This is a genomic window from Ruania albidiflava DSM 18029 (assembly GCF_000421225.1).
Taxonomy (GTDB): Bacteria; Actinomycetota; Actinomycetes; order Actinomycetales; family Beutenbergiaceae; genus Ruania; species Ruania albidiflava.
This window is the reverse complement of the sequence record NZ_ATWL01000004.1, coordinates 115,345-135,385: the sequence shown is the minus strand read 5'-3', so window position 1 is coordinate 135,385 and position 20,041 is coordinate 115,345. Positions and strand designations below refer to the sequence as shown.

General features: G+C 69.9%; 19 protein-coding genes. 4 read left to right on the top strand and 15 right to left on the bottom strand.

All coding sequences use genetic code 11. The features are described from left to right. Positions 1 to 17: 17 nt before the first annotated feature. From K338_RS20965 to K338_RS0106745, 5 genes are all read right to left on the bottom strand, one after another. Positions 18 to 2,285 carry an HAD-IB family hydrolase gene (locus K338_RS20965; protein ID WP_022917421.1) on the bottom strand — a complete coding sequence of 756 codons (2,268 nt, stop codon included), beginning with the start codon at positions 2,283 to 2,285 and terminating at the stop codon, positions 18 to 20. A 38-nt stretch (positions 2,286 to 2,323) separates the two neighbouring features. After that, a complete protein-coding gene (locus tag K338_RS26140; protein ID WP_022917420.1) occupies positions 2,324 to 3,097 on the bottom strand; it encodes a hypothetical protein in 774 nt (257 codons plus the stop codon). A gap of 49 nt (positions 3,098 to 3,146) precedes the next feature. Further along, entirely contained in the window at positions 3,147 to 3,941 is a 795-nt protein-coding gene (locus tag K338_RS0106755; protein ID WP_022917419.1) for a ferritin family protein, read from the bottom strand. Between the two features lie 156 nt (positions 3,942 to 4,097). Beyond that, positions 4,098 to 4,667 (bottom strand): TetR-like C-terminal domain-containing protein, encoded by a 570-nt coding sequence (locus K338_RS20960; RefSeq protein WP_022917418.1) that lies wholly within the window; start codon positions 4,665 to 4,667, stop codon positions 4,098 to 4,100. Positions 4,668 to 4,690: 23 nt separating this feature from the next. Further along, a complete protein-coding gene (locus K338_RS0106745; RefSeq protein ID WP_022917417.1) occupies positions 4,691 to 4,957 on the bottom strand; it encodes an HPr family phosphocarrier protein in 267 nt (88 codons plus the stop codon). Between the two features lie 192 nt (positions 4,958 to 5,149). On the opposite strand from K338_RS0106745, the gene K338_RS20955 reads away from it, so the two are divergent. Continuing rightward, positions 5,150 to 5,323 (top strand): CsbD family protein, encoded by a 174-nt coding sequence (locus tag K338_RS20955; RefSeq protein WP_022917416.1) that lies wholly within the window; start codon positions 5,150 to 5,152, stop codon positions 5,321 to 5,323. Positions 5,324 to 5,345: 22 nt separating this feature from the next. Here the strand turns inward: K338_RS20955 and K338_RS0106735 are convergent, their stop codons facing one another. After that, positions 5,346 to 6,173: an HAD family hydrolase gene (locus K338_RS0106735; RefSeq protein WP_022917415.1), complete on the bottom strand. Its 828-nt coding sequence runs from the start codon at positions 6,171 to 6,173 to the stop codon at positions 5,346 to 5,348. Positions 6,174 to 6,209: 36 nt separating this feature from the next. On the opposite strand from K338_RS0106735, the gene K338_RS0106730 reads away from it, so the two are divergent. The 3 genes from K338_RS0106730 to K338_RS20950 all read left to right on the top strand — a co-directional run bounded on the left by K338_RS0106730 (position 6,210) and on the right by K338_RS20950 (position 8,350). Continuing rightward, positions 6,210 to 6,779 (top strand): phosphoribosyltransferase, encoded by a 570-nt coding sequence (locus K338_RS0106730; RefSeq protein ID WP_027286521.1) that lies wholly within the window; start codon positions 6,210 to 6,212, stop codon positions 6,777 to 6,779. Between the two features lie 257 nt (positions 6,780 to 7,036). Next, entirely contained in the window at positions 7,037 to 7,948 is a 912-nt protein-coding gene (locus K338_RS0106725; RefSeq protein WP_022917413.1) for an aminoglycoside phosphotransferase family protein, read from the top strand. Positions 7,949 to 7,957: 9 nt separating this feature from the next. Continuing rightward, complete coding sequence (locus tag K338_RS20950; protein ID WP_022917412.1) at positions 7,958 to 8,350, top strand: hypothetical protein; 393 nt, start codon at positions 7,958 to 7,960, stop codon at positions 8,348 to 8,350. An 8-nt stretch (positions 8,351 to 8,358) separates the two neighbouring features. On the opposite strand, the gene K338_RS0106715 is transcribed toward K338_RS20950, so the two are convergent. The 9 genes from K338_RS0106715 to K338_RS0106675 all read right to left on the bottom strand — a co-directional run bounded on the left by K338_RS0106715 (position 8,359) and on the right by K338_RS0106675 (position 19,994). Next, positions 8,359 to 9,156, bottom strand: a complete 798-nt coding sequence (locus K338_RS0106715; protein ID WP_022917411.1) for an SDR family oxidoreductase — start codon at positions 9,154 to 9,156, stop codon at positions 8,359 to 8,361. An 87-nt stretch (positions 9,157 to 9,243) separates the two neighbouring features. Then, a complete protein-coding gene (locus tag K338_RS0106710) occupies positions 9,244 to 10,887 on the bottom strand; it encodes a threonine/serine exporter family protein (RefSeq protein ID WP_157612271.1) in 1,644 nt (547 codons plus the stop codon). 191 nt (positions 10,888 to 11,078) lie between these two features. Then, entirely contained in the window at positions 11,079 to 11,672 is a 594-nt protein-coding gene (locus tag K338_RS20945; RefSeq protein WP_022917409.1) for a biotin transporter BioY, read from the bottom strand. 175 nt (positions 11,673 to 11,847) lie between these two features. Then, positions 11,848 to 13,881: a glycoside hydrolase family 31 protein gene (locus K338_RS0106700; RefSeq protein WP_022917408.1), complete on the bottom strand. Its 2,034-nt coding sequence runs from the start codon at positions 13,879 to 13,881 to the stop codon at positions 11,848 to 11,850. Positions 13,882 to 13,896: 15 nt separating this feature from the next. After that, positions 13,897 to 15,687, bottom strand: a complete 1,791-nt coding sequence (locus K338_RS0106695; protein WP_022917407.1) for a beta-L-arabinofuranosidase domain-containing protein — start codon at positions 15,685 to 15,687, stop codon at positions 13,897 to 13,899. 25 nt (positions 15,688 to 15,712) lie between these two features. Further along, on the bottom strand, positions 15,713 to 16,423 hold the full coding sequence (locus K338_RS0106690; protein WP_022917406.1) for a YesL family protein: 711 nt from the start codon (positions 16,421 to 16,423) through the stop codon (positions 15,713 to 15,715). Then, positions 16,423 to 17,328, bottom strand: a complete 906-nt coding sequence (locus K338_RS0106685) for a carbohydrate ABC transporter permease (RefSeq protein WP_022917405.1) — start codon at positions 17,326 to 17,328, stop codon at positions 16,423 to 16,425. The genes K338_RS0106690 and K338_RS0106685 overlap by 1 nt, the downstream gene beginning before the upstream one ends. 11 nt (positions 17,329 to 17,339) lie before the next feature. Beyond that, entirely contained in the window at positions 17,340 to 18,320 is a 981-nt protein-coding gene (locus K338_RS0106680) for an ABC transporter permease (RefSeq protein WP_022917404.1), read from the bottom strand. A gap of 57 nt (positions 18,321 to 18,377) precedes the next feature. Then, positions 18,378 to 19,994 (bottom strand): extracellular solute-binding protein, encoded by a 1,617-nt coding sequence (locus K338_RS0106675; protein WP_040653145.1) that lies wholly within the window; start codon positions 19,992 to 19,994, stop codon positions 18,378 to 18,380. Positions 19,995 to 20,041 lie beyond the last annotated feature (47 nt).

The following is a 20,041-nucleotide window of genomic DNA, read 5'->3' as shown; positions in this document are numbered from 1 at the left end:
GGTCCGCGTCCTGCCCCTCATCGCCCGGCCGGCCCTGTGATCGAGCGGACCACCGGGGAGAGGCGACCCTCCGCCGTCGTGGTCCAGGAGTGCACCGGCCAGCGCTTCTCCCGGGCGTAGCGGTACAGGCTGGAATCAGGGTTCACCACGCTGGCGTGACCGACGACGTCCAGCCACGGCCGGTCGGAGTAGGTGTCGCCGTAGGCGTAGGAGGCGGCAAGGTCCACGCCCTCCTCGCGGGCGTAGCGCACCAGCCAGGCGGCACGTGCCTCGTCCACCAGCGGGGAGGTGGCCAGGTGCCCGGTCCAGCGCCCACGGGCGTCCTTCTCCATCTCCCCGGCCACGATCACGTCGAACATGTCCGCCAGCGGTTCCACGAACACGTCGATCTGGCCGGTGACCAGCACGGTGCGGTGCCCGGCGGCCCGGTGCCGAGCGATCCGTTCGGTGGCCTCAGCGTGCACCCGGGCACGCAACGAGGGGGTCACCTTCGTGGCGATCACCTCCCGCAGCTCCTCCTCGCTGATCCCGGCGTAGCGGCGCATGAAGGAACGGATGAAGTCTCCCCGGTCCCGCCGCTCGGCCTGCAGATAGGTGCCGGAGGAGGCCACCATGCCGCCGAGCTCGCGCAGCGCGGGCAGCGCCCCCTTGGCAGCCAGCTCCACCCAGACGTAGTGCTCGATCAGGCTCGCGGCAGCCACGGTGCCGTGCAGGTCGAAGACGGCAAGCACGTCCTCGCGCGCGGGCAGGTTCTCGGCGTCGATGGACGGCTTGGGCCGCGAGCGGCGCTCGCGCATCAGGCCCGGGACCTTCGGGACGTGCACCTCCTGCAGGTAGTGCGCCCAGTCGATCGCCGTGACGTCGAATCCGTGCTCGGCCTTGCGGTCGTCGGCGACCGCCTCGTGCAGCGCACGGGTGTTGGTGTCGTCGAAGACCACCTCGGTCTGGGTGTAGGCCTGGTACAGGTCGGTGAACTTGCGCAGCGTGCCCAGGTCCCGCTTGGCCTTGTAGATCGTGGAGATCCACTGCCGGGTGGTGTCGTTCGCCGGCAGCCGCCCGACCAGCTTGTCCGCGGTATCCACGGCAATCTCCCGGCGGCGCAGCGAACGCTGCACCGCCGGACCGTTCGGGAAGGTCCAGTTCGGCACCTGCACGAACGAACCCTGGGCGTCGGTGAGCGGGTGCTTGCGGAAGTAGCCCCGGATCAGCCGCAGCAGCGTGCCGAACCGCAGCGGGTTCCGCGACCCGGAGGAGACCTGGAAGTACTGCGGCTCCGCCACCGGCGGCGGGCTCGCGGCTGCTGCGAGGATCGCGTTCACCACGTGGTCCACCGGGATCACGTCCAAGATGGTGTCCGCCAGCGCCGGGAACTCCGGCAGCATGCCCCGCCCGTAGGCAGCGATCAGCGGGTCGGCCACCTTGAACCCGTCGATCCACCCCGGGAACGGGTGCTGCAACGAGCTCTCGATGATCGTCGGGCGGACCACAGACAGCCGCCGGCTGGCGCCCCAGAGGTCCTCGGCGACCCGCTCGCCGAGCGCCTTGGTGAACGTGTACACGTCCGGCCACCCCAGCGAGGTGGCACGGGTGCGGCCGGCCTCCACCAGCTGGTCGTGCACCCAGGCGCGGCGGGCCTGCTCGGCGGCCTGGGCCACCGCCTGGGCACCGGCACGGCGGTGCTGGGCGCGTGCCTTGGCGACCATCCGGCCGAGCGGCTGCGGGCGGCGGGAGGCGGACTCGGCGCCGGTGCGCGCAGCCAGCGCCCGGGCCATCTCCGCCTCGCGGTCCACGTCGTGCTCCAGGCTGCGCTCCTCGGCCAGACCCTTGCGCAGACCAGCCACGTAGCAGGTGGACACGTGCACGACGTGCGGGTCGGAGCCGGAGGCGGCGATCGCCTGGTACAGGTTCACCGGTCCGCCGACGTTCGAGGCGAACGCCTCGTCGATCGGCAGGTCGAAGGAGACGGTGGAGGCGGAGTGGATCACCACGTCCAGGTCCCCGGGCAACGGTGGGACGTCCTCGAGGTCGCCCGCCAGCACCGTCAGCCGCTGTGCCGCCTCAGCCTCGGCCTGCTCGGCCCCGACGCGTTCGCGCCAGGGCTCGAACACCGGCTTGCGGAGCAGCTTATCCACTCGCGCCTGCGCGCTGAGGGCGCCGCGGGGGCGGACCAGCACGGTGATCCGGGTCGACGGATACGCGGACAGGAGCTTCTCGACGACAGCCTGTCCGACGAATCCGGTCGCACCCGTCACCAGGACGTGGGCGTTCTTCAAATCCTCCGACACTCCGGTTACTGTACGCGGAAGCGGGGCCGATCGTTGCCTCAGCGGACGAATCGGCCCAGTGCCGAGCGCACAGCTGTGAGCGGTGCCACGTCCAGCAGCTGTTGCAGCCGGGTGTCCACGGTGGTCACGTCGGTTCGTGCGGCCGGGTCGGCCAGCAGGGTCTCCACCACCGGCAGCACTGCGTCGTGCCCGGTGTACCGGGTGCCCGGCCAGCGCCAGGAGCTGGCGGCGCGGCGGGCGTGCCGGGCGGCGGCAGGCTCGCCGATCCGCTCCCGCAGCTGTGCGGTGTAGAAGTCCAGATGCCGATCCTTCATCGGCAGCACCGCCTCGGTCAGGGCCGTGCATGCTGGGACCAGGCTGCCCAGGCGCCGGTAGCACAGCGCGAGTGCGGCGGTGTCCAGCCAGCCTGCGGCCAGGTGACCGGCCACCACCTGTTCACCGAGCAGGTTGGTCCGCACCGAGTGCAGCATCGGGCGGGCGCGCTCGTCCCAGGCACGCAGCACCACACCGACGGCGGAGTCCCGGCCTGCGTCGCTCGGCCCACCGTGGGCAGTGAGCACCTCGTGCAAGGAGCGGGCGAGCCAGTACTGCTCATAGCCCCAGGTCACCAGGAAGGCGGTCACCTCCGACTCGGCGTGGGTGGGGGTGACCAGCACGTCCCGCATCAGGTCGAGCACACCGTGCTCGACCTGCCACAGATAGTCCAGGACGGCCAACGTGGGGCCGTCCAGGTCTGCCAGGGCGGACAGGTCGAGGTTGTCCGGGCGCAGGTCGATCGGCGTACGGGTGTAGGCCTTGACGTCGAAGGTCACTGCGCCTCGCTCCGGCACGCCGGGGTCCTCGGCGCACCTCGGTGGGGGCTCATGCGGCGATCCCGCGGGCGTCGAGCGCGTCGCCCACGATCGTCAGACCGTCCATCCCGGGCAGCTTGGAGATGTGTCGGTCGATGGCGTCGATCTCCTTGCGTCCGGCGGCGCCGCCGAACAGGTGCCCCATCACATGGGTAACCTCGTCGTCCGAGGCGATCCCGGAACCGACCGGGCGCCAGGCTGTGGACAGCGCGAGCCGGGCGAGCTTCTGCGCCCTGGCGTTGTCGGTGAGGCGGGTGCGGGCCTGGGTGGCGTAGAACGCGACGTGCCGAGCCTCCTGAGCGGCGATCCGGCGCACCAGCACCGCCAGACCCGGGTGCCCCTCGAGCACGGCGAGCCGCTTGTAGGCGGCCGAGGCGGACCACTCGTTGACCGCTCCCCAGATCATGTGCACGGCCACGAAGTCCTTGCCCACCAGGTTGGACAGCACCGACTGCTTCAACGGTGCCAACCGGTCCTTCCAGCCGAGCTTGACCCGCTTGGCCTTCAGCTCGTCGTAGGAGACGGTGATCCCGTGCAGCGAGAGCACGTGCGCGAGCGCCTCGCCGTGCCAGAACTCCTCCCGGTTCCACATCGTCATGAAGGCGTTCACCTCGGTCTCCCGGCGGGACCGGGTGACCAGCATGTCCCGCAGGTAGCAGACGGTGTGGTACTCCACATCGCACATGTAGCGCAGCGTGCGCAGCGACTCCGGGGGCAGCGGGTCGGTGCGGAACACCTCCAGGTCGAGGTCCTCCCAGCCGACGCGCACGGAGTCTCGTGCGAACCGGTCGATGTCGAATGCCATACGGTCCGCCCTCGCTGCGAGTGTTGGTGGTGGTGTCAACCAGAGCCGGTATCGATACGCTACATGCACTGTAGCGATCGCTGGTCCCAGGGTACGCCGTCAGCCAGGGTGCACCAAACCCAATACCGCCCAGAGCAGAACCGCTCGGCGAGGGACCTACGGCGCGCTGGCTCCGCCGTCGGGCTCGAGCGACCGACGCATCAAGGCGACCACCGAGTCGATCCACTCCGGCGGGAAGGTGCCCGCGTGGGCGAACCGGGCCGCCACGGCGCCCAGCACCAGGTCGGCCACTGTGTCCACGTCGGCGTCCGCGCGCACCTGACCGGTGGCGATCCCGGCGCGCAGCCGCGCCACCCCCAGCTCCATCCGCGGCCGCAGCAGCTTCTCCCGGATGAGCTCGACCAGCTCCGGGTCGCCGCTCTGCACTAGCCCCAGGAACACCCCCACCCCCCTGTTCTGCAGGAAGGTGGCGATGGTGATCTCGATCGCGGTCCGCATGTCCACCCAGACGTCCTCAGTGGGGACGAACGGGTTCGTAGCGGCCATCTCCTTCAGCGCCGACTCCAGCACCTCGCCGCGGTCCTTGTGCCGGCGGTAGATGGTGGTGCGGGCCACACCGGACTGTGCGGCGACAGCCTCGACGGTCACCGCTGCGGGTCCGTGGGCGCGCAGCAGGGCCATCGCAGCCTCGTGGATCCGCCGGTCGACCTGTTCACCACGTGCCACAGTTGTCTCCCGGGTCGGTTCGGTCAGGCGGTCAGGTCCTGCGAGAGCAGGTCGGCCAGGTGGTCGAGCACCTCGTCGACGCGCGGACCTTCCGCGTGCAGGGTGACAGTGTCGCCCTGCTCCACAGCGAGCGTCATCACCCCGAGGATGCTCGCAGCGTCCTGGGGGACCGAGCCGTCCTTGGAGATCCGCACGTTCACCCCGGTGTCCTCCACCGCACGGGTGAACACCGCGGCGGGCCGCGCGTGCAGGCCCACAGGGGATCCGATCGTGACTGTCCGGGTGGCCATCCTCAGTCCTTCATCAGCGCTGGTGCGTGTACATCCCAACCTACCCGGTGCCGCTGGGAGTTCCCTGGGACCAGCGGCCCGATGTGACCAAGGCGACGGCGGAGCGTCGTGTGCACCGCCGCTCCGGTTGCGGCACCGCGCCAGCCACCGCACGCTTGGCTCGTCCGCACACTGCGACACCAGGAGGACACCATGGGAACTGACGACAAGATCGAGCACGCGGCCGAGGGCGCCGCAGGCAAGGCGAAGGAAGCAGCCGGGAAGGTCACCGACGACGAGCGACTGGAGGCCGAGGGTCGCAAGGACCAGGTGGCGTCCGACGTGAAGAAGGCGGGCGACAAGATCAAGGACGCCTTCGACCGGTGAACCGGTGGGCCGGGTCGGCCGTTCAGCGGCCGGCCCGGTCCGAGGCGAGCTCCGCCTCGATCACCTGGGCGACGCCGTCGTCGAGGTTGCTCACGGTGACCTCGTCGGCAGCAGCCAGGGTGACCGGCGCCGCGTTCGCCATCGCCACCCCGCGCCCGGCCCAGGCGAGCATCTCGGCATCGTTCGGCGCGTCCCCGAAGGCGAGCACCTCGCGGGCCTCGATGCCGAGGTGGGTGCACAGCTGCTGCAGCCCCCAGGCCTTCGACACCCCCGGAGCCAGCACCTCCACGAACGGTGCACCGGAGTGCGTCACCTCGAAGCCGTCCAGCCCGAGAGCGCCCACGCGGGCGACCAGGTCGTCGTTGCTGAGCTGGGGATGGCGCACGATCAGCTTCAGGCTGGGTTCGGCGAGCACGTCTGCCAGCGGTGCCACCACCATGTCCGCAGGGTCGCGCTTGTGGTCGCTGAACGCGGCCGACCGGGCGTAGGCGTCCTGGGCCACGAACACCTCACCGCCGTCGCGGACGGAGGCGAACATCACCTCGGGCAGGCTGCGCAGCAGGGCGGCTGCGAGCGCCTGCGCAGTGGCCGCCTCCAGGTGCGCCTCGAACAGCCGCTCCCCGGTGGTCAGGTGCAAGCCGTGCCCGCCGTTGCCGCACAGTGCCCAGCCGGTGAAGCCGCCGATCTCGGCGATCGGGCGCAGCGCCCGGGGCTGGCGGGCGGTCACTGGCACCACCTCCACGCCCATCGCCCGGGCCGCGTCCAGGGCGGCCCGGTTGCGCTCGGAGATCGTGGTCGGGTCGGCGAGAAGAGTGCCGTCAAGGTCGGTCGCGATCAGCCGGATAGTCACCCCAGCACCGTAGCCCGCGGCAGGTAAAGTCTTCCCATGACGACGCCCCCGCCCGCGATGGAAGTGCTCCCCTGGCAACGGTTCGGGGAGGCGGTCCGAGACCTGGCCCGCACAGTGCATGCCAGCACCTGGATGCCCGACCTAGTGATCGCCGTGGCCCGCGGCGGCTTGGTGCCGGCCGGGTCGATCGCCTACGCGCTCGGGGTGAAGGCGATGGGCACGATGAACGTGGAGTTCTACACCGACATCGAGGAGACGTTGCCCGACCCGGTGGTGCTGCCGCCGCTCCTGGACACCAGCGTGCTGGCCGGGGCGAAGGTGCTGGTGGTGGACGATGTCGCCGACTCCGGGCGCACCTTGCAGGTGGTGATGAACCTGCTCCGGGAAGGGACCGCCTCCCCGGAGCCGGAGGACGGTGCCGACCCCGAGCGGCCGACGCCGTTGCGAGTGGCGCACCTGCCCAGCGAGGCCCGCTCCGCAGTGCTGTACACCAAGCCGCGTTCGATCATCGAACCGGACTACACCTGGCGGCACACCGACCGGTGGATCTCCTTCCCGTGGTCGGCCCAGCCGCCGGTGACCGCGGCGGCGAACACCGAGGCCTGACCCAGCCCCTTCGCCGCTCCCCTCCGCCGCTCCCCCTCCGCCGTTGAATCGAATCATGCGATACCTGGCCCGCGGGGTCGTGCTCCTGGGTGCCGCCCCCGTGCAGCAGGTATCGAATCCGTGCCAGGCCCGCCGCGCCCGCCACGCCCGTCGCCGCCCGCCACGGTCGCCGCAACCCGCCACGCTCGAGGCCACCCCGTGCCACGCTCGATGTATCGTGCACCCCGCGAAAACCACCCCACTTGGAGGTGCTGTCGATGGTCCGGATGCCTGCTGCCGAGGTGATCGTCGACGTACCGCTGGTGCGCCGGCTGCTCACCGACCAGCACCCCGACCTGGCGCACCTGCCGTTGCGGCTGGCGACCAACGGGTGGGACAACGCGATGGTCCGGCTCGGCGAGGACCTGGTGGTCCGTCTGCCCCGGCGGGCCGTTGCCGCTGAGCTGGTGCAGCACGAACAGCAGGTGCTGCCCCGGCTCGCCGCCCACCTACCGGTAGCGGTCCCGGTCCCGGTGCGTACCGGAACACCCACCGACTACTACCCGTGGTGCTGGACCGTGGCACCCTGGCTACCGGGCACCCCCGCGGCCGACCAGGACCCGACCCAGCGGGACGTCTGGGCGGGTCAGCTGGCGGACTTCTTCGCCGCGCTGCACCGACCCGCCGATGCAGATGCTCCGGCCAACCCGGTACGCGGCGTGCCCCTGGCGGACCGGGCCGGCGTGATCCGAGCACGGCTTCAGACTGCCGCCTTCGCCGGTGCCGCCGACCTGCTGCACCTGTTCGACCAGCTGGTCGACTCCCCCGCCCACAGCGGCCCACCGTTGTGGTTGCACGGCGACCCGCACCCGCTCAACCTGCTCGCCAACGGGGACCGTCTGACGGCAGTGATCGACTTCGGTGACACCACCGCCGGCGACCCGGCGACCGACCTGGCCACCGCCTGGCTGACGTTCACCTCAGCCGGTCGGGCGGAGTTCATCGACCGGTACACCACCGCCACCGGCGCAGGCGACGCCACCTGGGCCCGCGCACGGGCCTGGGCGACCAACTACGCGGCTGTGCTGCTCGGCAGCAGCGACAACCATGCCGGTCTGGCTGCCATCGGGGCGCACGCCCGCGGTGAGCTCTTGGACCAGGGCGAGGCTCCGCCGTCGGCGGATTGGTAGCGTGAGCGCGTGTTCTGGCGCAAGAAGAAGACCTCCGAGCCCCCCGACGACCCCCGGTTCGGACCCGCCAGCGCGGCGTCCAGCCCGACACAGGCGCCTGTGAGCGCCATGTCCGGGGGCGCACCAGGGGGGCCGGGAGTCACCGTCGAGAAGGCGTTCACGATCACCGGGTCCGGTGTGGTGGCCACTGGTGTGGTGACCGGAGGTACCGTGCGCGTGGGGCAGCGGGCTGCTGTGTATCGCGGCAGTCAGCTGGTGGCAGCAGCCGCGATCATCGGCGTCGTGGGCGCATCCGGCGAGCGGCTGGAGGCCGGTGAGCCGGGGAACACGGTGGGTCTGTTGCTCCAGACCGAGGAGCGGCAGCAGCTGCAGGCCGGCGACCAGGTCGTCGCCACCGGCTGAGCAGCGGGTCAGGAGGCGGCTCGTGCTGGCTGCCGGGCGATCCAGTCGGAGAACCCGACGCCGCCGATGCGGGCGTCCGGTCCGGGCAGGTTGGACCGGTCGGCGAACGCTCGCAGCGTGCGGCCCACCGTCGGCACGCGCAGCCCGCGGGTGGCGGGGCGGCCCTCATGTGCGCGCACGGCCTCGGCCGCGTCGGCGACGGTGAGCAGCTCCGGGCCGGCGATGTCCCGGGCGCGCACTGCACCGCCCGGCGGAGTTCCGAGCGCGTGGTCCACCAGCTCCCGGGCGAACCAGGACACGTCCACCGGCTGGGCGGAGAAGTCCAGGTCGAGGCGGGTGCGCCCGATCGTGGCCATCCGCGCGATCGTGTCCACCAGGGTGTGGAACTGCGTGGCGCGGACCACAGTGGCTGGCAGCCCACTGGCGAGGACGGCCTCCTCGGCGCGCACCTTCGCCCGGTAGTACGGCAGCGGGTTCGCGTCGCAGCCGACGATGGAGACGTGCACGAGGTGCGCTGGCTGCGGCATCGTTGCGATCGCGCCGAGCAGCTGCACTGTGCCTTCTACGTCGGTGCGCCCGGGCCGCACCGGGTTGCTCGCGCAGTGCACGACGGCGTCCGCACCCACGAGCGCTGCGCCCAGGCCTTGGCCTGTGGTCAGGTCCACGCCCCAGCGCCGACTTGCCGGGATCGCCACGTGTCCCAGCTCGCGCACCCGGGCAACTACCTTGCTGCCCAATCCCCCGGAACCACCGGTGACCACGATCCGCACGGACAACTCCTCGTCGTCGGTTGTCCTCTCCATCATGCGCCCGTTGTCCGGGTGACGAAAGTGGGCGCGCCCACAGGAGGGTCAACTCGCCGGTGTGCACACCGGCGACCAGTCGTGCAGCGGTCAGATCCGGGTCCCGCGGGCCTGGCGCCGGATCCGCCGCTGCCACTTGTCCGCCTCGGCGGACAGCGGCCGGGCCAGGAACTCGCCCAGCGTGACCCCCGCGGCCAGCGCCAGCCCGATCGAGACGGCGCGCACCAGCAGGTCCAACCCTTCCACGAGGTGGCCGGAGTCGACGATGTTGTACATCGCCCGGTAGATCGCCAGACCGGGCAGGAACGGGGTGATGCCGCAGACGGCGAGCACCATCGAGGGGATGCGGAGCCGGTCGGTGAGCCCACCGGCGATCAGCCCGACGGTCAGTGCCGCCACGAACGCCGCCACGGTGGTGCCGAACGGTCCGCTCTCCGGGCTGAGGCCCAGGTAGGAGACGAGTGTGAACATCGCCGAGGCGACCGCACCGACAGCCGCGATCAGTGCGACCACCCGCATCCGGGTGTAGGAGGCGATCGCCCAGGCTCCGGCGATCATCGCGCTGGCTGCCATGGTCACCACGGAGGCGACACCGCCGCGTGCTTCCAGGTCGCCGATGCTCAGCGTCACGCCCAGGCGTTGTGCGATCGCGAGCATCACACCGATGCCGATGATGATCCCGATAGTAGAGAGCACCACCTCGAACGCGCGGGCGGCGGAGGTCAGCGGAAATCCGGCGATCGCGTCCTCGGCGGCACCGACCACGGACAGCCCGGCCAGGAGCACCATGATCCCGGAGGCGACCACCAGGGAGGGTGGCAGCAGAGCGCGGTCCCAGCCGAAGATCTCCTGCCCCCACAGCAGCAGCACTGCCACCAGCGTGGCGATTCCCGCGCCGAGCGTCTGTTGGAACAGGTAGGGCAGGCCGCGGTGCCGCAGGAACCGCATCACCCGGTCCACCACGACCGTGGTCAGCGCCGCCACGATGGACACCGCCCATCCCCCGCCGAGCAGCACCGCAACGCCTGCGGCCATCAGCCCGAGGGCGGCGGTGACCACCAGCCTGCTGTAGGGGTGGGGCGCGGACAGGATGGACTCCAGCCGGGCGTGCGCCGTCGGGATGTCCACCCCGCCTGCGGTCACGTCCATGACGAGGCGGGAGATCTCGGTCAGGCGGCTGTAGTCGGAGGTGCGGGTCCTGATCACCCGCACCTTGGTGACCGGGTCGTCGTCCCGGTCGATGGTGGCGTGCACCGAGGTGAACGTGATGTCGACGGTGAGGTTCTTCACGCCAAGCCCGTCCGCGAGGCGGAGCATGTCGATCGTGGCGTCGGCGACGGGGGCGCCGGTGCCGATCATCGCCTCCCCCACCCGGAGCACCAGGTCGAGCACGGAGCGCTCCTCAGCGGCGCCCAGCCCGCTGTCCCGGCGCAGCTGCACCAGCGGCACGGTCGGCGGCCCTTGTCCGACCATCATCCGGCGGGCCTTGTCCCGCAGGAATCTGCCGGGGGCGTCCGGGCGGCGGGGCTTGAGGTCCGCTGTGCGTGCTGGTGCGCGCAGCGGCGGTACCGGGGCGGCGGCGGGCACGGCGTCGGTGTCGACCAGCTCGGCGGCCTCGAGCTCGCCGGTGCCCACGCGCGCAGTGGGGTCGGCGCTGGAGGAGCGCCTCGCCCGCAGCGACCGCGCGGGCCGGTCCCGGCGCGCCGAGGATGCCGGTCGCACTCGCCTGTTCACACCGCCGATCTTACGGCTCCGGCGCCCTGCTGAACGGGCGTCGGCCGGTGCGATCACGCGCTCCTTACCCAGTTCTCACACGGCGGTCACCGCGGGTGTGGTCGAGCGCACGGAAGCGGGCTCGACCGGGCCCGTGCGCCGGTGTCCGGCCGGGCCGACCGGCACCGCGCCCCCTCGGTCCGACGGCAGGCTCAGCGCCGCTGCTTGCCGCGGACCAACCGCCAGGCAGCGGGTAGCAGCGCAGCAGCCACCAGCCCCTTGATGACCCCACCGACCAGGAACGGGGTGACGCCGGCCGACATGGCGCCAGCGAAGTCTAGACCGGCAGCGAACGCCAGCCACGGCACGCCCACCCCGAAGATGAGGCCCTGCCCGACCAGACCGAGCAGCAGGGTACGCAACGGGGTGCGGTCCCAGCCGCGTTCGGCCGCCCAGCCCATCACAGCCGCAGCGAGCACGAAGCCCACCAGGTAGCCGCCGGTGGCGCCGAGCAGCACCTGCAGGCCCGCGGTGCCGTCGGAGTACACCGGGAGCCCGACCAGCCCGACCAGCAGGTACAGACCCATCGCAGCCGTGCCCCGGCGCATGCCCATCGTCGTGCCGACCAGCATCACCGCCAGCGTCTGCCCGGTGACCGGCACCGGGGAGCCCGGCACGGGGATGCTCACCTGGGCGAGCACAGCGGTCAGCACGACGGCGCCGCTCACTAGCAGCGCGTCGCGCACCCAGGTGCCGCTCCAGGGGCGCAGCAGGTAGTCGTGGGCGGGAACGGGCAGTGCAGTCACGCGGTCTCCTCGTCTCGGGGGTCTCAGGCGCCGCGCACGTGCGCTTCGTGTCGCCGGCTCGCTCCTGGAGCGACCACAACCCCACGTTCGCGGACCTGGCTAGTGTGCCAGCACCGCTGCTCGACGGCGGAGACCGGCCTGGTCTGTCTTGTTCCGAGAGAGGTGCCCGCCCTGGTCAGCCCAGGTGCAGCTTGGCGAGCGCGCCGTCTCGGCGGAACACCGGGATCACCTCCAACGGAGCCGGTTCATCGACCCAGGTACCGCCGTCGTGACGGGTACCGGTGTGCAAGGAGGTCCACTGCGCGCCCTCAGGCAGGTAGAGCCGCCGGGTGGTTCTCCCGGGGTCCGTGACCGGCGCGACTAGCAGGTCCGGTCCGAGCAGGAACTGATCCGGGGTGTGCCAGGCCTGCCGGTCCCCGGGAAACTCATGAAACAGGCCGCGCATCACTGGCTGCCCGTCAGTGTGCGCTGCGGCCATCACCTTCCGCAGGTAGGGGCGCAGCCGCTCCCGCACGCGCAGGTACGTCGTCATGACCTCGAGCGCATCCGGACCATAGCTCCACGGCTGGTTGGGCGCTCCGCTGTGCATCCGCCGTGTTCCGTCCGCCGCCTGCACCTTGCGCCCCGGGCCGCGGTCTCCGTGCAGTCGCATCACCGGCAGGAACGTGCCGAGCTGGAACCAGCGCAGCAGCAGCTCCACGAAGTCGGGATCGTCCACTCGTCCTCCGCCGAATCCGCCGATGTCAGTGGTGAACCAGGGGATGCCAGCGACCCCGATGTGGATCCCGGCGGCGATCTGGGCTCGCAGCGCCGACCAGGTGGAGGCGATGTCTCCTGACCAGACCAGCGCGCCATGGCGCTGGCTACCTGCCCAGGCGCACCGGACCAGGGACACGCCCGCGTCCTGACCGCGACGTCGGCGACCGTCAGCGATCGCGCGGACGAAGGACTGCGGATAGATGCCGCCCACCTGGCTGACCGGGCCGGCGTGCATGTGGTAGGCGTCGTAGTCGTAGAACGCGAATTCGGGTTCGGCCTCGTCGAGCCAGAACAGGTCGATCCCATACTGGCGGTACCCCTCGGTGAGCGCACGGTCGAGGAAGTCCCGCGCACCCGGATGGGTGGTGTCCAGGAACCGGCTTGGTCCCCCGAATGCCATCTGCACGTCCACGCCCCGCTCGGAGCGGACCAGGTGACCGTGGCGGCTCAGCTCGTCATAGTTGCTCGAGGCGGGTGATACCTGCGGCCACACCGAGACCATCAGCTCCACACCGAGCTCGCGCAGCTCGGCGACCATCGCTCTGGGGTCTGGCCAGAACTCCTCCTCGAAGCGGTAGTCACCCAGCTCAGGCCAGTGGAAGAAGTCGGCGACGATCACATCCAGCGGCAGCTCCAGGCGAGCGAACTCCCGGGCTACCTCCAGCAGCTCGTCCTGCGAGGCATACCGGAGCGTGCTCTGCCAGAAGCCGAGCCCGTACTCGGGCATCATCGGAACGTGCCCGGTGACCTCGGCATACCGTGCAGCGACCTGGGCTGGCTGCCCGGCGCTCACCCAGTAGTCGATCTGGTCGGCAACACGGGCTTCCCACTCGGTGCGGTTGGTGCCGAACGTCGCTCTGCCCACTGCGGGCGTGTGCCAGAGCATCCCGTAGCCGGCGCTGGACATCACGAACGGGATGCTCGCCTGGGAGTTTCGGTGGGCCAGCTCCAGGGTGCTGCCCTTGAGGTCGCCGAGGGCGTCCTGGTACTGACCCATGCCGTAGAGCACCTCCGCCGGGTCGCTGCGCAGCTGGAGCAGCGTGCGCCAGGACCCGCCAGGTAACGGGTGGTAGTCCCGGGCGCGGACCTTCAGCGCTCCGCCGGCACCGACTTCCTCGAACAGCAGCCGACCGGAGCGGTCCTCGATCCGAAGCCGACAGGAATGGCGCAGATAGCCGGCTTGCGCGTCTGTCCCGGAGCGGGCGGTGAGGGCCACCACGATGGCACCGTTGGTCAACGTGGCCCGGTCACCGTCGACGGCGATGTGCACCGCGTGCGCGTCCGCCTCGGGGGGCAGCAGGGCCCACTCGGTGTCCTTGATCGGGCCGAGTGCACTGCGGATCCGGATGCTGTCCCGGCCCCAGGCCTCGACCCGGAGCGTCTCACCGTCGCCACACCAGGTGATTGCGGTCGCAGTGGTCTGGAACAGTTCGGTTGCTTGTCCGGGCAATGCGGGCTCCTCGGGTCAGATGATGCGGGGGGCGTCCAGGTCGGCATAGACGCGATAGGGGACGCGTTCGGGCACCTCGGCCAGTGGCCGGAGCAGGCCGAGCGGCAGGCGCGCCGTGCCCACTCCGGCGGGGCGGTAACCGAGCCCGTCAGCGGTGCGGGTGAAGGCGGCGTCCAGGTCTACCATCGACCAGGGCGTGGGCAGGGACACCGGCATCGTCCAGTCGGCGTTCTGGGCGAGCACGACCGGTCCGTGCGCGAACGCCACACGGTTCGGGTGCCACCGGTCTACCGGTAGCACGCGCAGGCGCCCGCCGAGAGTGACGTCGACCCGGTCCCCGTCTGCCCAGTCTCGCTCGATCTCCAGCCAGCCCCCTTCGACCACCCGCGGCCGGACCAGCTCGCCCTTCACCCGCACGGTGAGCCGTGAGCTCCACGGTGGCCGCCGCAGCCGCAGGCGGAACCGAGCCGGCCCGCCCCCGGTGCGGACGGTGAGCGTGCTTGTGTCCGCGGCCGGAAAGTCGGTCCGCTGGCTGAGGCTGAGCTCGCGTCCGTCCTGGGACCAGGAGACCTCGGAGGGGACGTACAGGGCCACCGACACTCCGCCGTCATGCTGCTGATAGACCAGGTCCGGGAGATGCGCCACACCCTGCACGTAGGTGCCCGAGCAGCACGGCCAGTCGTCCCAGTGCGCGAGCTTGGTCGCGATGCCCAGCCGATAGTCATGGTAGTAGGGCGAGCGGCCCCCAGGCCGGACCGGTGTCACCGCACCGAGCCCGGAGTAGACGAGCTGCTCGGCCCAGTCGGCGTAGCGGGCCTCGCCGGTGTGGCGCAGCAGCGCCGTGCACAGCTTGAACGCCGCCCAGCTGCCGCAGACGATCTCCGCAGTGTCGGTGCGCCACTCCAGCGCCCGGCCCAGGGAGCCGTCCTCGGGCAGCGTGAGCTCGCTGGGCCCGTACCCGCCGGTGGCGTAGATCTGGGTGGTGGTGAGGTACTCGTAGGCTCCGCGAAGCACGTCCAGGTAGTACGGCTCGCCGGTGACCTCGTATGCGGCGGCGGCCGAGGCGAACGTGTTCACGTGCGAGTAGGCGTGCAGCCACACCGGCACGTCCCACGCCTGCCCGGGAGCGGGGTGCTCGGCGAAACGGTCCCAGTAGGAGTCGTAGTGCCAGACGGCGGCGAAGTCGCGCACCGCCGTGGACGCACCCGCGAGGTGGCCGCGGTAGAGGTTCTCCGCGAGGGTGTACCACTCGATGGTGCGCGCGTGCCGGTCCGGGGTGATCACCCCACCGGCGAAGTTGGCGGCGTGCGGGGTGGGCCGGTCGCGCTCGATCGTGTGGGCCGCCCACTCGGCGGTGCGCTCCAGCAGGCCGATCGCCTCGTCGTGCCCGGCGTAGCAGGCGGCATCGACCAGGCCACAGAGCAGCTTCTCGTATCCGTACAGGCTCATCTGCACGTCGCCGTCGGCACCAACGGTCTCGGCGTAGCCGCCGAGCAGCTCGCCGGCGCGTTCCCTCGCCTCCGGGATGCCGGCGGTGACCGCGAGCCTGGCCAGGCCGCTGAGCCACTGGCCGAAGGTCGGTTCGCTGGTGGTGCGGGACCATCCGGTCAGCCCTTTGCCGGGGGCGGGTAGTCCGGCGCGTCGGCGGAACCCGTGCAGTACGTCGTCCACGGAGAGGCCGAGGTAGGTCTCGGCAGCGTCGGCAATGCGCTCGCCGAGGGGCCCGTGCAGGCGTACCCGTCCGGCGTAGCCGAGCGACCGGAGCACCGGTTCGGGTGCGTGATGGGAGGTGGGGGGCAGGCTCATCTGTGTCCGTTCTGGTGGCGGTCCGTCAGCTGGGACGCGGCGCGGGTGCTGCACCCGGTGCGCGGTGTACCCGCAGCTGGGGGTCGCGCTCGGTGGCGGGTATCGGCGGTGCGGTCAGGATTCCGGTGCGCCACAGGCACGCTGTCGCGGCGGCGGCGAGTGCGGGGATCCCGAAGACCGGGATGAATCCGGGTACCAGGTAGTAGGCGTACAGCAGCAGCCCGATCGATGCGGCGGTGAGCGCTGCCGCGGCTGGGCGGCCGGCGAGGAGGACGAGGCTGCGCCGCAGCAGCGCCGCCGTTCCTTCGGCGAACTGCGCCTGCAGCACCCAGATGATGGCGGTGAGCACGACCAGTACGACTCCGGCGACAGTGTGGGCGCCGGCCAGCACCGGCCCGAGCCCGCCGAGGTCGAGCTGGCTCACCAGGCTGCGATCGACCAGCAGCAGCGCCCACACAGCGGCGAGAGTGAGCCCGAGCCGGTTTGCCGCCGCGAACTCCTGGCGGAAGTAGGCACGGAACTGCGCGCGCACACCGCGCAGCTCGAGCTCGACTTCCGGATCGCCCAGCCGGTGCCGCTCGTCGCTGCGCAGCACCGCATGCACAGCGGCCGTGGCGGGGAAGGCCCCGAGCAGGATGCCGCCACGCAGCGTCCAGGCGCACCAGAGCAGGTGCAGCCAGAGCAGTCGCAGGCCGAGCCGGCCGGCCCGGGTGTGCCAGTCCACGAGGCGGCGCATCAGCCCTTCACCGACCCGATCATCACGCCCTTCTCGAAGTAGCGCTGCAGGAACGGGTAGAGCACGATCACCGGCAACGTGGAGACGACGATCACGCCGTACTTGATCTGGTCGGCGTACTGCTGGGCGTAGCTGCCTCCGGTAGCACCGGCACCCCCGGCGCCGCCGGCGAACGCTTGGTTGGAGATGAGGATGTCTCGGAGCACGATCTGCAACGGTTGTTTGTCGTAGGTGCGCACGAACACCAGGCCGGTGAAGAAGTCGTTCCAGTGCTGCACCAGGTAGTACAACCCGATCACCGAGATGATCGCCATCGAGAGCGGCAGTGCCATCTTGATGAAGAACTGGAAGTAGTTCGCACCGTCGATGGTGGCGGCCTCGAACAGTTCCTCGGGCAGGGAGTTCTCGAAGAACGCCCGGGCGATGATGAGGTTGTAGACGTTCACCGCCGACGGGAGCACGAACACGAGCCAGTTGTCCAGCAGGCTCAGGTCGCGCAGCAGCAGGTACATCGGGATCAGCCCGCCGTTGAAGAACATGGTGAACGCGAACAGCAGCATCAGGACTTTGCGCGGTGCGAACTCCCGGCGGGAGAGCGCGTAGGCGGCGGGCAGCGTGACCGCCAGGTTCAGCGCGGTGCCGACCACGGTGTACAGGATCGTGTTCCGGTAGCCGGTCCAGATCCGGTTGTCGGCGAAGATCTGCTCGTACCCGAACCAGGAGATCCCTCGAGGCCAGAAGGACACACCGCCGGTGGCGACCAGGGTGGGGTCACTGACAGAGGCGATCACCACGAAGTAGATCGGGTACAACGTCAGGAACAGCAGCAGCGCGCAGGTCAAGCCGAGCACCACCGTGAAGGCGATGTCTCCCGGGGTGCGCAGGCGCAGCGTCTTCAGTCGCATCGTTCGACTCCTCACCACAGGCTCGTGTTCGAGACGCGTTTGGCGATCTGGTTGGTGATCACCAGGAAGGCGAAGTTGATCATGGTGTTGAACAACCCGATCGCGGTTGCGTAGCTGAACTGGTTGGACAGGATGCCGATCTTGTACACGTAGGTGGCGATCACCTCGGAGACCCCGAGGTTCAGCGGGTTCTGCATCAGGAAGATCTTCTCGAACCCGGTGTTGAGCACGTTGCCCATGTTCAGGATGAGCAGCACGATCATCGTGGGCACCAGCGCCGGGAAGTCGATGTGCCGGATGATGGTCATCCGGCCCGCCCCGTCGATACGCGCTGCCTCATACAGCTGGGTGTCCACACTGGCCAGGGCCGCCAGGTAGATGATCGAGTTCCAGCCGCAGTGCTGCCACACCTCGGAGATCACGTACACCGGGACGAAGGTGGACGTGTCGCCGAGGTAGTTCACGTCGGTGGCACCGAAGAACTGGGCGACCCTGGTGATCAACCCGGACGTGGGCGAGAGGAACACCTGCAGCATGCCCACGATCACCACGATCGAGATGAAGTGCGGCAGGTAGGTGACGGTCTGGAAGAACTTCTTCCGGCGCCGCCCGACCACTTGGTTCACCAGCAGCGCGAGAAAGATCGGGGCGATGAACCCCACCACCACCGTGGTCACGCTGATCACCACAGTGTTGCGCATCAGCGTCCAGAACTGCGCACTGTCGAAGAACTGCCGGAAGTACTTCAGGCCCACCCAGTCCCCACCGGTCAACCCGGCGGAGAAGTCGAACTCCCGGAACGCCAGCTGCAACCCGTACATCGGGAAGTAGGCGAAGATCGCGACAAACACCATCGCCGGCAGAGCCATCAACCACAGCTGCCAGTACCGGCGGACGTGCCGCAGCAGGCCGCGACCACCCGAACGTCCGGCTCTGCTCGGCGCGTGGCGGCGGCCGTTCAGCTTCAACGGCGCCGTATCGGTCACTGTCATGGTGATCTCCTTCGATCCCAACGGTGCCCGCCGAGTCCGGCGGGCACCGCTCGAGGGTCAGCCCAGGGACGCCACGTAGTCGTCGTAGTAGCGCTGGTAGATCTCCAGGTTCTGGTTCACTCCCGCGGCGTCAAGCTCCTGAAGGTAAGCGTCCCAGGCTGTGTCCACACCTCCCTCGGTGACCCAGGTCGCCCAGTTCTGCATGGCGATGCTGGCGAAGTTCGCCTCGTTCAGGGAGATCGTTGAGGAATCCTCCGACCTCAGCGAGAAGAACTGGATGGGGAACACGTCGGCCACCGGATCCACGTGGGACAGCGCTTCGGCGAGCGGTTCGGCCTGGGTGACCGCCTCGTCGAGGTCCGCCGGTAGCTGTACGTCGATGTCGTCGCGTATCCAGCCCGGGCCGAGGTCGGCGAGCGTGGTGGTCCACTTCCACGTGGATGGGTCAGTCTGACCGTCTGCGGGAGGCAGCACCGTGTAGGAGTCGTCGCCGGTCTTCTCGATGTTGGTGCCGAAGTCACCCCAGAGCACCTGGAGTGACATGTCCTGGTCGTAGAACGCGTCGATCACCCGCAGCGCCGCATCGTGCACATCGGTCTGGGCGGACATGGTGATGGCGTTCACGCCGTAGTTCAGGTAGTAGTCGTCGTAGGACCACACCACCTCGCTCGGATCCACACCCTCGGCAGCCAGCGGGGCGGTTGCGGTGTACTGGTCGGCCAGCTGCGGGCCGAACCGGTCCGAGGCGGTCCAGCCCCAGCTGAAGCCCACGGTCGCAGTATCGCCGTTACCGCGGCCCACTGACTGGTACGTCGAGTAGTCCTGGGTCATCACCTCCTCGCTGATCAGTCCAGCGGCATAGCACTCGCGCAGGAACTCCACCACAGTGCGGTAGCGCGGATCGGTGAAGATGCTGCCGACCTGCCCGTCCTCCACGAAGTAGGTCGAGCTGCCACCGTCGGAGATCGGCATGCCAAGGCTGCTGAGCAGTGAGGTGGCCTGGAAACCGCCGAAGCCTGAGTTGCCTGGTGGCGCCCAGTCCATCGGGATCTCGTCGTTCGGGTCACCGTTGCCGTTGGCGTCCTCTTCCTTGAACGCCGTGAGCACGTCGAAGAGCTCGTCCCAGGTGGTCGGTACCTCCAGGTCGAGGTTGTCCAGCCACTCCTGGTTGATGTACTGCCGGGTGGTGGTCTCGGGCCAGAAGCGTCGGTAGCTCGGCACGGAGAAGATCTCACCGTCAGGCTGGGTGGCCATCACTTCGGTAGCCGGCACCGCGTCGAACATGCCCTGCACGTTCGGCAGCGCATCCATGTCATCGGACAGGTCCTCGAACAGGCCGTTGAAGGTGACCAGGTCGGCGTCGGTGATCGCGTTGACGCCTACGATCAGGTCCGGGATGTCACCTGCCGCGAGCATCGTGGACTTCTTCTGGTCCCAGTCTGAGGAGATCTCTTCCCAGACGATGGTCACGTCGGCCATCTCCTCGAGGTCGCTCACCCAGGCCATGTCGGCCATGGGCCCGGTGAGCGCATGCTTGGTCACGAGGATGTGCACGGTGTTGCCGTCTCCGCCGCCACCGTTCTCGCCGCCACCGCTGCAGGCGCCGAGCATCAGGGCGGCGACTGCTGCCACACTCACTGCGGCGGTCGTCCGCCGCCGTACTGATCGCTTCATGGAACTCCTCCTTGAGTGATGTGCCTCGGCACCGCCCGGGTTGGCTC